This is a genomic window from Arcobacter sp. CECT 8989 (assembly GCF_004116715.1).
Lineage (GTDB): Bacteria > Campylobacterota > Campylobacteria > Campylobacterales > Arcobacteraceae > Halarcobacter.
In genome coordinates, this window is sequence record NZ_PDKE01000001.1 from 239,208 (window position 1) to 255,187 (window position 15,980).

12 protein-coding genes are annotated in these 15,980 nt (G+C 30.4%); 5 read left to right on the forward strand and 7 right to left on the reverse strand.

The annotated features are described in order from the left end of the window. Nucleotides 1-8: 8 nt before the first annotated feature. From CRV02_RS01095 to gltB, 3 genes are read right to left on the reverse strand one after another with little or no spacing between them, the layout of a single operon-like run. Complete coding sequence (locus CRV02_RS01095; RefSeq protein ID WP_129088796.1) at nt 9-749, reverse strand: inositol monophosphatase family protein; 741 nt, start codon at nt 747-749, stop codon at nt 9-11. 4 nt (nt 750-753) lie between these two features. Further along, nucleotides 754-2,127, reverse strand: coding sequence for a glutamate synthase subunit beta (locus tag CRV02_RS01100; protein ID WP_129088797.1), 1,374 nt, complete (start codon nt 2,125-2,127; stop codon nt 754-756). Nucleotide 2,128: 1 nt separating this feature from the next. Next, on the reverse strand, nt 2,129-6,565 hold the full coding sequence (gene gltB / locus CRV02_RS01105) for a glutamate synthase large subunit (RefSeq protein WP_129088798.1): 4,437 nt from the start codon (nt 6,563-6,565) through the stop codon (nt 2,129-2,131). A 281-nt stretch (nt 6,566-6,846) separates the two neighbouring features. Between gltB and CRV02_RS01110 the strand changes: the two genes are divergently transcribed. The 4 genes from CRV02_RS01110 to CRV02_RS01125 all read left to right on the forward strand — a co-directional run bounded on the left by CRV02_RS01110 (nt 6,847) and on the right by CRV02_RS01125 (nt 11,007). Then, entirely contained in the window at nt 6,847-7,899 is a 1,053-nt protein-coding gene (locus CRV02_RS01110) for a TRAP transporter substrate-binding protein (protein WP_258239200.1), read from the forward strand. Between the two features lie 142 nt (nt 7,900-8,041). After that, nucleotides 8,042-9,094 (forward strand): TRAP transporter substrate-binding protein, encoded by a 1,053-nt coding sequence (locus CRV02_RS01115; protein ID WP_258239201.1) that lies wholly within the window; start codon nt 8,042-8,044, stop codon nt 9,092-9,094. A 3-nt stretch (nt 9,095-9,097) separates the two neighbouring features. Continuing rightward, nucleotides 9,098-9,724, forward strand: coding sequence for a TRAP transporter small permease (locus CRV02_RS01120; protein WP_129088799.1), 627 nt, complete (start codon nt 9,098-9,100; stop codon nt 9,722-9,724). Next, complete coding sequence (locus tag CRV02_RS01125) at nt 9,724-11,007, forward strand: TRAP transporter large permease (RefSeq protein ID WP_129088800.1); 1,284 nt, start codon at nt 9,724-9,726, stop codon at nt 11,005-11,007. Before CRV02_RS01120 ends, CRV02_RS01125 begins: the two co-directional genes overlap by 1 nt. Before the next feature lie 96 nt (nt 11,008-11,103). Here CRV02_RS01125 and CRV02_RS01130 read toward each other — a convergent pair whose 3' ends face one another. Next, on the reverse strand, nt 11,104-11,628 hold the full coding sequence (locus tag CRV02_RS01130) for a 3'-5' exonuclease (protein ID WP_129083760.1): 525 nt from the start codon (nt 11,626-11,628) through the stop codon (nt 11,104-11,106). Between the two features lie 23 nt (nt 11,629-11,651). Next, a complete protein-coding gene (locus tag CRV02_RS01135; protein WP_129088801.1) occupies nt 11,652-12,011 on the reverse strand; it encodes a hypothetical protein in 360 nt (119 codons plus the stop codon). Between the two features lie 168 nt (nt 12,012-12,179). Between CRV02_RS01135 and CRV02_RS01140 the strand changes: the two genes are divergently transcribed. Then, nucleotides 12,180-12,506, forward strand: coding sequence for a putative quinol monooxygenase (locus CRV02_RS01140; RefSeq protein ID WP_129088802.1), 327 nt, complete (start codon nt 12,180-12,182; stop codon nt 12,504-12,506). A 173-nt stretch (nt 12,507-12,679) separates the two neighbouring features. Here CRV02_RS01140 and CRV02_RS01145 read toward each other — a convergent pair whose 3' ends face one another. Then, nucleotides 12,680-14,989: a DEAD/DEAH box helicase gene (locus CRV02_RS01145; RefSeq protein ID WP_129088803.1), complete on the reverse strand. Its 2,310-nt coding sequence runs from the start codon at nt 14,987-14,989 to the stop codon at nt 12,680-12,682. After that, the gene (locus CRV02_RS01150; protein ID WP_129088804.1) at nt 14,986-15,960 is read right to left on the reverse strand and encodes a DUF1837 domain-containing protein; all 975 of its coding nucleotides are present in this window, start codon (nt 15,958-15,960) and stop codon (nt 14,986-14,988) included. Before CRV02_RS01150 ends, CRV02_RS01145 begins: the two co-directional genes overlap by 4 nt. Between the last annotated feature and the right edge of the window lie 20 nt (nt 15,961-15,980).

Here is a 15,980-nt window from a genome sequence, read left to right on the forward strand (position 1 = left end):
GTACTATTTTATGGTAAGTCTACTTTAATTATTTCTTTAATTAGTAGTAAATTGCTATAGTTTTTAGTGATAATTAAGAATTCATCATTTTTGAAGATTTCTAAGTCCTTATTTATATATAAAGAAGCAGCTATATCAAACTCTCTTAATTTACCTGCAAAAAGTACAAATTGATAATTTCTTGCATTTGCCAGTGATAAAGCAGCAGCCCCAGGACTTCGATATTTAATAGAATTTTCTTTTAGTTTTAGGGCTATTTTAGGATAAGCATATGCTCTTTCAAATATTGATATATTTGGATTACTATTCTCATAAGAACTTAAAAATTGCTCAGTTAAAATATTTACTCTATTTACATCTTCATTCTCACGATAAACTAAAACTGCCGTACATAAATTACATACATATCCAGCAATATATTCATCATTTTTTTTAACAGCAACAGATGTTCCATAGTATTCTAAACTAGAAGCAAAATTATGACTTCCATCTAAAGGGTCAATGATAATTTTGATATTTGAATTATTTGATATACTACCTACTTCTTCAGAAAAAATATCCCCAAAAGAAGAGAGATATTTTATAAAAATATTTTCAGCAATAATATCGATATTAAGAGTTCTGTCTCCGCCAAATCCAATTTGAGAAGACTCTTCTAAGTCAGATTGAGTCATATGGGTATTTATATACCCATATAGCTCTTTATTTGCTTGAATAACTGCATTTGTGAATGAGTTATAATCAAACATGATATTAAGATAGAGCTTTCACTATCTCTTTTGCTGCTTCTCTACCATCAAGAGCAGCAGTTACAGCTAAGTGAGCACCTCTTTGGCAATCTCCACCTGCATATACTTTTTTATTTGAAGTTACGTAGTTATTTGTTTCAACTCCACCCCAAGAGTTTGTTTCAATATTTAATTCTTTGAAGAATTCTGGAATTTCAGGAGAGAATCCTAATGCCATAATTACAACATCAGCTTCTTCAACATATTCACTTCCATCATTGATAACAACTTTTTGTCTTCCAGACTCATCTGGTTCACTCATTGAAGTAGTAAGTAGCTCAACACCAGTTGCAACTCCATTATCAACAACAATAGACTTAGGACTTACATTAAATTGATATTCAACACCCTCTTCTTTTGCATTAACAACTTCTTTTTTACTTCCTGGCATATTTGCTTCATCTCTTCTATAAAGACATTTAACAGATTTTGCTTTTTCTCTTACTGATGATCTAACACAGTCCATAGCAGTATCTCCACCACCAATTACAACTACGTTTTTATCTTGTACATCAATAAAATCTATATCTGTATTTCCAAGGTTTCTTTTTTGAATTCCTGTTAAGAACTCCATTGCTAAGTGTACATTTGAAGCATTTTCACCTTCAACACCTGCATATCTACCTTTTTTAGCTCCAACTGCTAAATAAACTGCATCAAACTCTTCTTCAAGCTCTTTTGCAGACTTATCTTTACCAATCTCACAGTTTAAGTGCAGTTTCATACCAGCTTCAATTAACCAGTTCATTCTTCTTTCAACTGTAGATTTATCAAGTTTAAATCCTGGAATACCATACATTAATAATCCACCAGCTCTATCTTCTCTTTCAAACATTTCTACTTGGAAACCTTTTCTAAGTAAGAATGTAGCTGCTGAAATTCCAGATGGTCCTGAACCAATAATTGCAACTTTTTTGTCAACTATTTTATCAGTAAAAGTTGGTTTCATTCCATTTTCAAATGCTCTTTCACTAACATGAGTTTCGATTGCACCAATTGAAATAGCTCCATGTCCAGTGTTTAATGAACAAGCACCTTCACAAAGTACATCTTGAGGACAAATTCTTCCTAAGATTTCTGGGAAAGGAGAAGTTTCATTTGATAAAGCAAATGCTAATTGCATATTTTTTTCAGATGTTTGTTTTAACCATGCAGGAATATAGTTTCCTAATGGACATCCTGTATGACAGTATGGGTCACCACACTGCATACATCTGTCTGCTTGCTCTCTAGCTCTATGCTTACCAAATACTTGATAAACTTCATTATAATCTTTTAATCTTTGTAATACGTCTCTTTTTTCAGGACTAATTCTTTCAAATTTAGTAAAGTTTAACATCTTAATCTCCCTCCTCAGGATTTAGAGGTAACACTGTCATATTTTTAGGTTTAACCATCCAGAAGTTTCTAATTTCAGCTCTGAAATTCTCTAAAATCATTTCAGCTCTTTCAGACTCAGTCTCATTTAAATAATCCATTAATAATCTTTTTAAGAATAGTCTTTCTCTTTCTGTATCATCTGTATCAATTCTAACTGCTTCAATTAGCTCTTGATTCATCTTATCTACAAATAGTTTCTCTGGGTCATAAACAAATGATAAACCACCAGTCATACCAGCACCAAAGTTAACACCAGTATTACCAAGAATAACTACAATACCACCTGTCATATATTCACAAGCGTTATCTCCTGTTCCTTCTACTACTGCTGTACAACCTGAGTTTCTAACACCAAATCTTTCACCAGCTGCAGCTCTAACATAAAGTTTACCACCTGTTGCACCATAAAGACAAGTATTACCTGCACCAGCAAATTCTGGACCTTGGTGAGGAGTATTTACAATGATTTTACCACCATTCATTCCCTTACCAACATAGTCATTTGCAGCACCATCTAAGTATAAGTTCATACCTTTTGATAATAAAGCACCAAATGATTGACCAGCAATACCTTTTAAGAAGATATTGATTGAACCATCAGGTAAACCTTCATCACCATAGTATTTAGCAATTTCACCAGAGATTAAAGTACCAAATGATCTATTTAAGTTACAAATAGTCTCTTTTACTTTAATTGGAGTAGTTGGTTGCTCAATTGTTCTATGAACTTTTTTAAGTAGTTCTTTCTCAAATTTATTTTGATCGTAAGGAACATTTGATTCTTTTTGACAAGTATCAACACCCTCTACTCTTCTAAGAACATTTTGGAAATCGAATTTTTGTGCAAATTCATCATCAATAACTTTTAATAAGTCAGATCTTCCAACTACTTCTTCTAATGATTTGTATCCTAAAGAAGCAAGAATTTCTCTAACATCTTCAGCAATAAATGTAAAGTAAGAAATTAGTCTTTCTACTGTTCCAGTGAAGTGCTCTCTTAAATCTTCATCTTGAGTTGCAACACCAACAGAACATTTATTTGTATGACAAATTCTTAAGATTTTACATCCAAGAAGTGTAAGTGCAGCTGTACCAAATGCATAAGACTCAGCACCAAGCATTGCAGCTTTAACTACATCAAGACCAGTTTTTAATCCACCATCTGTTTGAACATGAACTGATTCTCTTAAGTGGTTTGCTTTTAAAGCATTGTGTGCTTCTGCAAGTCCTAGTTCCCAAGGGTTACCAGTGTGTTTAATTGATGTTAAAGGAGCAGCTCCTGTACCACCATCAGCACCAGAGATAACAATTCTATCTGCATAAGCTTTTGCAACACCAGCTGCAATAGTTCCAACACCAATTGTTGATACTAACTTAACAGTAATTTTTGCTTCTGGGTTAATTTGTTTTAAATCAAAAATTAACTGAGCTAAATCCTCAATAGAGTAGATATCATGGTGTGGTGGAGGTGAAATAAGTGTAACACCTTCAACAGTATGTCTAAGTGAAGCAATTAATGGAGTTACTTTATGTCCTGGTAATTGACCACCTTCACCTGGTTTTGCACCTTGTGCAACTTTAATTTGAATCTCTTCTGCACTTCTTAAGTATCCTGGAGTAACACCAAATCTACCTGAAGCAACTTGCTTAATCTTAGAGTTTCTTAGTGTTCCAAATCTTCCTTTGTCTTCTCCACCCTCACCAGAGTTTGACATACCGCCAATAGTATTCATAGCCATAGCCATTGCTTCGTGAGCTTCTGGAGAAATAGAACCACAAGACATTGCAGCAGTTGCAAATCTTTTAAAAATATCATCTGCTGATTCAACTTCAGATACATCAATAGCTTCTTTATCAGAATTAAACTCAAAGAAGTCTCTAATAAACTTTTTATCTCTTGTATCTACAAGCTCTTTAAGTTTTTTAAAGTCAGTAATATCTTCTTTATCTTTAGCTTGTTTATTATGCATAGCTCTAGTTGTAGCTGGACCATAATCATGGTATTCACCATCATTCATATATTTGTAGAATCCACCTAAATCTAATGGGAAGATATGCTTATCATCAAAGAATGCATTGAAGTGTAACTTCTCAATTCTTTTTTCAATATCTTCATAAGTAAGACCTGCTAAGTCTGAGTGTGAACCTTCAAAACAGTCATTGATGATTTCATCACTTAAACCAATAACATCAAATAATCTTGAGTTTCTATAAGAAGCAATTGTACAAATACCCATTTTAGACATAATTTTAAGAAGTCCAGCATTTAATGCTTTTTGAGTATTTTTAAGTAATCTTTGCATTTCATATTTAGAAGATACTTTTGTTTTATGTAATTCAACAACAGAAGCATACATCATATATGGATAAATTGCTGTAGCACCATATCCAATCATAACTGCTGCCATATGTGGGTCATAAACTTCACCAGATACTGCAACAATAGAAACTTTGTGTCTAATACCTTCTTTAATTAATGATTCATTTACAAAACCTACTGCCATAGCCATAGGAATTAATTTTACGTTTTCATTGATATCTCTATCAGAAAGGATAACAACAGAAACATTATCTTCTTTAACTGCTTTTGAAACATTGTTTGCAAGCTCTTTTAATGAAGCTTTTAAATCAGATTTAAATGTTGTTGAAAAAACTTGATTTTTGTAGTATTCATCAAATCTTGGAGATGTTGAATCACCAAAAGAGTTTAATACATCAAATTTTTCTTTCATTAAAATAGGAGATGCTACTTTTAATCTTTTTGCATCTTCTGCTTTTTCATCTAAAATATTATGAATATGACCAAAACCTGTCTCTAAAGACATTACGATTTTTTCTCTATATGGGTCAATTGGAGGGTTAGTTACCTGTGCAAATTTTTGTCTAAAGAAATCAGTAAAGTTTCTGTTTACAGTAGAGAAACATGCTAAAGGAGTATCATCACCCATAGAACCAACAGGTTCTTTACCATCTTTTGCCATAGGATCAATCATTTGATCTAATGCTTCATAAGTAATATTAAAATACTTTTGTTTTTTCTCTAGTTCATCCATTTCATAATCATCAGTATCAATAAATGACTCATCGATATACTCTTGTAAGTATTCCATGTCATTATTTAACCATTTAACATAGTTTTGTGATGATTTTAAATAATCATTGATATCTTCTTCTTTTAATACTTTCCCGTGTTTAAGGTCAAGTCCAATCATCTGCCCTGATTGTAATCTTCCTCTTTCACTAATGTTATCTTCATCAATATCAATTGTTCCATACTCAGAAGTAATATAGATTTTATGATTTTTAGTAATAACATATTTAGAAGGTCTTAAACCATTTCTATCAATTAAACATCCAATGTGTCTTCCATCAGTTAATGAAACTGCTGCTGGTCCATCCCAAGCTTCCATTACTGTTGAAGTATATTCATAAAATGCTCTTAAATCAGAATCCATATGTGGAGCATTTTGCCAAGGCGCAGGAACTAAACTTCTTGCTGCTTTGAAAAAGTCAACACCATTTACAACTAAGAATTCAAACATATTATCTAATGACGCTGAGTCTGAACCAGATACTTGTAAAATTGGTAATATTCTTTCTAATTCTTCATCTGTAAAAACTTCAGATTTTAGGTTTTCAGATTTTATTTGAACATTTACTCTGTTTGCTTCAACTGAGTTAATCTCTCCATTGTGAGCGATTGCTCTAAATGGTTGTGCTAATCTCCATTGAGGTAAAGTATTTGTTGAAAATCTTTGGTGAAATAATGAGAAAGAAATTTGAAAATCCTCATCCCTTAAATCAATATAAAACTTTTTAATGTGCGTAGGCATTATAAGCCCTTTGTACGCGATTACTTTAGATGAAAATGTTGGAATATAAAAATCTTCTTTATCTACTAATTTGTGTTCACATTCTTTTCTTGTTAAATATAACATCGCATCAAATCTTTTTGATGTCATAAGTGCATTTGGCCCAACAAATACTTGAATAATGTGAGGTAAACTCTCTAATGCTTGCTGCCCTAATGCATCAGTGTCTACTGGAACTTCTCTTGTTAAAAGAACTTTTAAATCATTCTCTTCACAGTGTTCTTTGAAAGTTTCGATATCTTCTAAATCTTTTGCAAATATCATAGCTACTGCATATTTTTCTGGTAAATCAATACCTTTTTCACTAGCTATTTTTCTCATAAATTTATTTGGCATAGATAATAATAAACCTGAACCATCTCCAGTTTTACCATCAGCTGCCACTGCACCTCTGTGCATCATTCGCTCAAGCGAAGTAATAGCATCTTCTAAATTCTCGTGGCTTGGTCTGCTTTTTAAGTCTGCCATCAAACCGAAACCACAGTTGTCTTTAAAAGAAGTAAGTAAATCTAAATTACATCCCATCTTTATCCTTTATTATTTATATCTTTATATTCCTCATAAAGTGGGGGATTATACTTTTTTTTTGTTTAAAGCATGGTTAAGGTAAATATCTCCTTAAGAGTAATGCTTTTTGTAGTGCTTTTTTAAGATTTAATCCAATTATTAATTTTTGTAACACTTGTTACAATTGAATATTTACAAAAAAATTATTTTATAAACTTTTTCGATATTTTCTACTTTTATACATAAGTTTTACATATCTTTTGATTATACTTTTCGTAATTTATTTTTAAGGAGAAAAAATGACTAAGACAATGAAAGGAATAGTATCAAGTGTTGCTGTTGCATCTATGCTATTATTCACAGGTTGTGGGGACAACAAAGAGGAAACTAAAACTGCTGAGGCTAAGCCTGCTGCTGAAAAGTTCGTTCTTAAATTCTCACACGTTGTAAGTCCTAACACGCCTAAGGGAAAAGCGGCTGATTACTTCGAAAAAAGACTTGAAGAATTATCTGAAGGTAGAATTGATGTTCAAGTTTACCCATCTTCTCAGTTATATAAAGACAATGCTGTTTTAAAAGCATTAAAATTAGATTCTGTTCAAATGGCTGCACCGTCATTTTCTAAGTTTGGTAAAATTGTACCTCAATTAGCTTTATTTGATTTACCATTTTTATTCAAAGATGTTGATCACTTACACAGAGTTCAAGATGGTGAAGTTGGTCAAAAACTAAAAGATATGGTTACTGATAAAGGTTATGTTGCATTATCTTTCTGGGATAATGGTTTCAAACAATTATCTTCTTCATCTAAGCCTCTAATTTTACCTGAAGATGCTGAAGGTCAAAAATTCAGAATTATGTCTTCTAAAGTTTTAGAAGCTCAATTCCATGCTGTTGGTGCTAACCCACAAATGATGCCTTTCTCTGAAGTTTATTCAGGGTTACAACAAGGTGTAATTGATGGTCAAGAGAACACTAACTCTAACATCTTTACTAAAAAATTCCACGAAGTTCAAAAATACTTAACAGTTACTAACCACGGTTACTTAGGTTATTTAGTTGTTATGTCTCAAAAATTCTGGAACTCTTTACCAGCTGATTTACAAGAAGATGTAAAACAAGCTATGAAAGATGCTACTGATAAAGAAAGAGAATTCGCTGCACAATTAAACAACGAGCAATTCGGTTTAATCAAAGAGTATGCTGAAAAAACTGGTAAGTTAGAAATTATTAACTTAAACGACGAGCAAAAAGATGCTTGGAGAAACGCTGTTAGTAAAATTTACCCTGAGTTCTACGATGCAAATAGTATCGGTGAAGACCTTATCAAGGGTGCTTTAAATACTAAATAAATCTACTAGACTATCGGTTTTTCCGATAGTCTGACTCTCTCAACCTATAAACTACCTTAAATTTCCAAATTTTACACATATGTACATAATAGGTACATATCTTTTGATTATAATCCTTATATAGACTAAAAAAGGAGAAAATATGACTAAAACAATGAAAGGAATAGTATCAAGTGTTGCTGTTGCATCTATGCTATTATTCACAGGTTGTGGGGACAACAAAGAGGAAACTAAAACTGCTGAGGCTAAGCCTGCTGCTGAAAAGTTCGTTCTTAAATTCTCACACGTTGTAAGTCCTAACACGCCTAAGGGAAAAGCGGCTGATTACTTCGAAAAAAGACTTGAAGAATTATCTGAAGGTAGAATTGATGTTCAAGTTTACCCATCTTCTCAGTTATATAAAGACAATGCTGTTTTAAAAGCATTAAAATTAGATTCTGTTCAAATGGCTGCACCGTCATTTTCTAAGTTTGGTAAAATTGTACCTCAATTAGCTTTATTTGATTTACCATTTTTATTCAAAGATGTTGATCACTTACACAGAGTTCAAGATGGTGAAGTTGGTCAAAAACTAAAAGATATGGTTACTGATAAAGGTTATGTTGCATTATCTTTCTGGGATAATGGTTTCAAACAATTATCTTCTTCATCTAAGCCTCTAATTTTACCTGAAGATGCTGAAGGTCAAAAATTCAGAATTATGTCTTCTAAAGTTTTAGAAGCTCAATTCCATGCTGTTGGTGCTAACCCACAAATGATGCCTTTCTCTGAAGTTTATTCAGGGTTACAACAAGGTGTAATTGATGGTCAAGAGAACACTAACTCTAACATCTTTACTAAAAAATTCCACGAAGTTCAAAAATACTTAACAGTTACTAACCACGGTTACTTAGGTTATTTAGTTGTTATGTCTCAAAAATTCTGGAACTCTTTACCAGCTGATTTACAAGAAGATGTAAAACAAGCTATGAAAGATGCTACTGATAAAGAAAGAGAATTCGCTGCACAATTAAACAACGAGCAATTCGGTTTAATCAAAGAGTATGCTGAAAAAACTGGTAAGTTAGAAATTATTAACTTAAACGACGAGCAAAAAGATGCTTGGAGAAACGCTGTTAGTAAAATTTACCCTGAGTTCTACGATGCAAATAGTATCGGTGAAGACCTTATCAAGGGTGCCTTAGCAACGGAGTAAAACATGGTTGTATTTAATATTTTAAGTAAATTTATTGGTTGGATAAACCAATCAATCGCAGTGATAGGTATCACTGCGGGTGTAGCTGTATCATTTGTAAATGTTGTAGCAAGATATGCTTTTGATGCTTCATTAGTTTGGGCTTCAGAATTAAGTATTTTCTTATTTCTTTGGTCTGTATTCTTTGCAGCAGCATATTGTTTCAAGAAAGATGCTCACATTGCAGTGACTATCATCCTAGATATCATGCCAACAAAAGTTGCTAAAATCATGTTACTAATTTCACACATAGTAACACTTGTATTCTTAGCTACTGTTTCTTATTTTGGTTATGAGTATTTACTACTAGTAAATGATTTAGATGAAAGATCAATCGACCTTTGGGGAATGCCAATGTGGATTGTGTATTTAGTTATCCCTGTTTCTTTTGCATTTGCTTCATATAGAGTTGCAGAAAGAATTATTATTATTGCTAGAACAAGTCATGAAGACATTTTACAAGAGAGTGAAGCAGAGCAAGTTTTAGCAGGAATGGGAATGGGTGCTAAAGAAAACGCTGACAATGAAAATGTAAAAGAGTTAAATGATATGGTTAAAGAAGTAGAAAAGAAAACAGGAGGAATGCTATAATGAGTGTTGCAGTATTATTTGGTATATTTTTCTCTCTTGTTGTTGTAGGTGCACCTATTGCAATCTGTCTTGGTGCAGCAACATTTGTAACATTGATACTATTTACGCCTATTTCTCCTATAGAAATTTCGGCGATGATGTTTGAAAAAGTTGAGCACTACTCACTTATGGCAATTCCAATGTTTATCTTTGCTGGTAACTTATTATCAAAGGGTTCAGCAGCACAAAGAATTATTGAATTTGCTAAATCGATAGTTGGACACTTACCAGGTGGTTTACCAATCTCTGCTATTTTTGCATCTATTATTTTTGCGGCAGTTTCTGGTTCGTCTCCTGCAACAGTTGTTGCTATTGGTTCTATTATGTTCGGTGCTATTATGCAAGCTGGATACCCAAAAAGATATGCTGTTGGTACAATTGCAACTGCTGGTTCTTTAGGTATTCTTATTCCACCATCAATCGTACTTATCGTATATGGGGTAACTGCTGAAGTTTCTATTGGTAAACTATTTATGGCAGGTGTTATTCCAGGTATTATGCTTGGTGTTATGATGATGGCTGTTACATATATTGGTGCTAGAAGATTAGGATTCGAAAGAACTGAGCCTAAGCCATTTAAAGAAAGATTATCTAAGATGAAAGATGCGTCATGGGGACTTATGACAATCGTTCTAGTAATCGGTGGTATTTATGGTGGTATCTTTACTCCAACTGAAGCTGCAGCTGTAGCTTGTGTTTGGGCATTTATTGTTTCTGTATTTATCTATAAAGATATTAAAATCACAGAAATCTGGGGAACAGCTTTAGAGTCTGCAAAAACTACTGCAATGATTATGTTTATTATTGCAAATGCTATGTTATTTGCTCACTTCTTAACAATTGAGAATATTCCTCAAGCAATTACTGAAGCTTTAATTGAAGCAAATGTAAATAAATATATGTTCTTAATCGCTGTTAACTTACTTCTAATTTTAGCTGGTTCATTCATGGAGCCATCAGCTATTATTATGATTATGGTACCTTTATTACTTCCTGTTGCTGTTGCACTTGGAATTGACCCAATTCACTTTGGTATCATTATTACAGTAAATATGGAGCTTGGAATGGTATCCCCACCTGTTGGTCTGAATCTGTTTGTAACCTCAGGTCTAACCGGTATGAGTATCAAAGATGTTATTGTCGCCGCATTCCCGTGGACATTAACGATTTTTGTAGGATTAATACTTGTTACGTATATCCCTCAAATCTCTTTATTCTTACCAAACTTAATGTATGGTGGATGATAAACAAACTGTTTAAAATTAAATCACTTAAAAAGCTAGGAGTTTTAACTTCTAGCTTTTTTTATGCTCTTAAATTAATATCTATTTTTTAAACTACTAAAAAGTCTTTTCCATACATTTTAATATCTCATAAGTTTTACTCACATCATATGTAGCACTATGATATGAAAGTGGGTCAAAATCTATCCCATAAAAAACGCAAGTTTCATCTAGCTTTGGATTTTTGATATTTCCATTTTTATTTAGTGCTTTTACTATATGTTTATTCTCTTTCATAGTACAGAAGTGTTTTTCAAAACTTACAAGCTTATCAAGGTGTCTAAGCTCGAAGTTTATATTATGAGCAATCAAAGTATTTGCACTAGAACAAAAGTCAATAAACTCTTCATCTTCATTGAAAAAAGAGCTATAACTAGCACCATTTCTATGGGCAATAATTTTCTCAGGGGTAAGTCTATGAACCTCATAAGAGTAAGGATTTACTGGATATCGTGAAAGATAGTATCTATGGAACTTATCAATAACTTTAAAGTCTCCATCTATAAACTCTAACTTAACAGCAGCAGCCTCAATAACATCTTGAGGGTTCATTGTATTTGTTTCAAAATCTAATATAATCATGGTGGGATTATATCAACTTTTATCTATTTAATAAATTTCTCTTCTAATTCTTGGGCTGTTAATTCGATATTATCTTCATTTAAAAAACCATACCAATAAGTATCTTCATCATCTTGAACTTCAATAACTAAGATATTCTCTTCTTTATGATTTTCTACAAATTTTTCAATTGCTTCAAGAGCAGAATTGTTCCAATATCTTTCGATTTCTTCATTATTTCCTGCATCGAAGAAAAGGCAATCTTCACATATCGAAAAAAGATAGTTTCCTGCACCTTCATAAATCTCAAATGAACTATCTTCGTTATATAGTTTTTCATTTGTAAATGGGCAATATAAGCTAAATTTTTTTGGGCTTTTTAGTTTTAGAACTACTTTATTCATAATCATCCTATGTAATTAATTTTTAGGATTATATTAAAGTTTTTCTAAAATCCTAGTGATTAATATTTGCACTATAGTAAAAGACGATTGGATTAATATAATCTAAAAATCTAAGTTTAAAATTTCAAATGTATAATGCTAAAATTATTTTAATTTTAAAGGTTATTTATGAGCAATATAGTATTTACAGTAAAAATAAAAGTTAAAGAAGAGTTTACACAAATAGTTTATCCATTTATGCAAGCAATGCATAAACTTACCCATGATTTTGATGAAGGTTTTGTTCAGTATGACCTTTTCACAGATAAAGAGGATGAAAACAAATTTTATTTTATAGAAGAGTGGGATAGTGAAGAGTCTCTTGAAAAACATAAACAAAAAGAGCACTACAAAAGTTTTATAGAGTTTTTAGATGATAAGGTAGAATCTATAGACAAAGTTTTAGAAAAGATTGATACAAGTTCTTTAGAAAAAGTTGAAAGCCTGAATATATAAAAGAGAAGTTCTTATCTTCTCTTTTTCTTAAGTCCCCGACTATATTATCTATTTCAAATATAGATTAGGCTTGCGCCTCTAGTGAGGTAAAAACACTTGGCTTATATTTTTTAAGCCAAAGTGCTTTGGGGCATTGGATGCCTTTTGTATAAAGGGATTTAGATAGGTTCATATTAAATACTATCTTTAATTTTTTCTTTTTCATAATCTATGAAGTCAATTTTTCTTATAAATTCTTCATTCTTAAGTAAATTAACTACTTCATTTTCATCTATCTTGGAATTAACATACTTCTCTATTTTATTAATTGCTGACTTAGGTATGCCATACTCTGCTAAAATTGATAAGTTATCTCTTATAAAATCACTTTCCACTTTATTTGCATAGTATAAATAATTTCCTGACTTAAGATTTTTTTCAAGACAAACAAAATCTTGTAAAGTATGAATTGTTCTTAACCATTTAGGAACTTTATATTGAAACCAGTGTCTTAAAATATTAAAAGCTTCTTGAATAGCTTTATCAATTAATTGTGAATTATCTAACTTCAATAAAGCTTTATTTGCCACTAATCTTTTCCAATCTTTATCTTCATCTTTATAAAATTTTTTATCTTCTTTTGATAATGTTTTTACATAATTTTCTAATCTAAGCTTATTCTTTTTAACCCAAGCTATATTTTTTTTATCGCTATCATAAATATCTTTTAATAACCATTTAATAGAAGCTTTTCTCTCATACCAATATGTAACTCTTACTAAGTTTCCTCTTGTCATAGGAAAAGTTGTCTCACCATTTTTTATTAAAAAATCCCAAGCTAAATATAAAACATATTTTAATTGTTCATAATTTGGATTACGGTTCCATAATACTAATTCCCTTTTATCAATTATATCTTTTCTTAATCTTTTTAAAATCTTTTTTTGACCGTCAACTAAAACACCATTTCTTTTAAATAATTCTTTTTCATCATCAGGCAGTGCATTTAGTTCTTTATACTGTTCTGAGTCTTTATCAACAATATCTTCATCTTCTAAATGTATTAAGACTTCATCTTTAATCGGTTTTTGTTCAAAAAATGGTATGTCAACAATTAAATTCTCTTGTGAAGTGAATGGTTCATTAAAATTATATACCCTCCCAACATAATGCTCCATCATACGACCAGCTCTTCCTTTTATATTACTATAATCAAAAAAATCAATAATATTTTTTGTTTGTTTTAATCCTTTATGTTTATCAAAGATAATAATATTTTTTGCACTAGTATTAACACCTTCAATAATTGTTGAAGTACAAAATAAGAAATTTAACTTTTTTTTATTAAAATATTTAATTACAGACGATGCAATATGTTTTTGTAAAGCTCCATCATGGAATGCAATACCATATTTCAAACAATTTATTAACATCCAATGTTGACTAACATTCTTTTCTATCCATTCAATTAAATTAACTTTATCTTTTTTTTCATCTATAAGATTACTAATAAAATTTAAAAACTTTTGAGCTAAATTTCTTGCACTATTAGGAGAGGAACAATATATCATTGTTTGATATTCACTATTTTTACTTAATGTCATTAATAAATTAAATAATACTTCTTCTTTATATTCCTTATTTTTAAAATCATCTTCATACATTTCTTCAACAATTTGTTCTACTAAAGAATAATCTGTTTTAAAAAATTCTGCATTATATTTTTCTTCAAAACCATCTGATATTTTATCAATATTAGGGCCTAGTAAATAAAACTTTACATTATCCCTTTTCAATAGCATGTAAAATGCATTGTTTAGAACATCTGAACGTTCATCATCTCTATTTGCACTAAGTTTATAAAATTCATCAATGATTAATAAATCTATAGTTGGCATATCAAAATATTCCATTACTCTTTCAGCAGTTAAAAGAAATAAATTTCTTTTTTCTATTGATGCCTCCTGTGATGTTCTAACAATGATATGATAATCTTCTGAATATTTTTTAAGTTTTTTTCTTGTTTCATCAAGAAGTGCCAATGTAGGTTGAATAATTACGATATTGAAATATTTCTTTTCTGCAACTAATTCTTCTATTAAAAGACTTTTTCCAAAACTTGTTGGAGCACTAACAATAACATTTTTACCACTGTCTAATAAGTTTTTTACTTTTTGTTGTTCATCATGTAAATAGTAATCTAAATTTTTAGATTTACTTGTCTCTTTTCTAATAGCAGAAGCAGTACTTTTTATAGATAATTTTTCTTTTTCTAAATATGGATAGAAGCCTTCTGCTTCAATTAAATCAATCCATACTTCATATGTAGTTTCATCTAACTTCTTCCAATTATCAATTATATTAATTATTAGTCTTCTTCCTAAATTTTCCGTTTCTTTATCTCTTAGTAATTTTGAACACAATTTAGAATATTCAAAACTTTTATCTAAATTAATATTTTTACTATTAATTATAAAGTTTATAGCTTCATCAATATTTATCATTGTAATTTTTCCAATTCTTTATGTAAATGTTTTACTAAGTCTTTTTTTGAAGGTAAAGGGAATAAAAGTAATATAATATTTAAATCTGTAATTGGTTCAGGGATACTCAAGTACTTATAAAAATATTCCTCAATTTCAGTCACTTCTTTTTTCAATGACTCTAGAAACTCTTTTGTTGTTTCATCTGTATGTTTATTGAATGTATCAGAAGTATATGTACAAAGTAATGGAACTGTTACGGATGACAAAATATCTTGTAATTTTTCTTTTTCATCTATTTTTTTTAACCATTCATCTTTTTTAGATAAAAAATCTTTATATTCTTCTTGTTTATTTAAATCTTTAAATTGTTCTAATGTATAAAAGCCTACATCAATTTTTTTTGAAACTAATGTAAATTCATCTCTTAAATAATTCTTTTTAAAATGTTCACTTATATCTTTTGTTAATTCTTTTACACCACTTTTACCATCTTTATATAATTTTGATTCCCCTAACCATAAAGAAAATTTAGAATTATCACTTATATCTGGTGCAATATGGACTGCATCAAACCCGTGTACAGTATGTCCCCTTGAATCTTTAAAATGTATCTTTGACAATAAAGGTAAAGAATTATGAAAATCTCTTAATAATAAATGAAGTATTAATTCTCCAAACTCTCCTCTTTTTAAATATTTATCTTCAATATCATCATATTCACTATCTTCGTCAACATACTTTTTTCTACATTGTTCAAAGCTATCTATTTTATAAATTGACCTAGCTGCTTCTTTTAATTTTCGTCTATTATATTTATCTTCTAGTATTCCTTCATGAAAACCAAACGAAAAATCCACTAAAACATCTAATATTTGTTCAATAAGCTCATCTTGTCTAAATTCATCAAAATCAAAACCAGCATAATAAATTTTCAATTTTTCATGTGGTGATTGAACATTTATAATTTCTTCTGAATTAAATATACTCATATTTTCATATCCTCACTTTA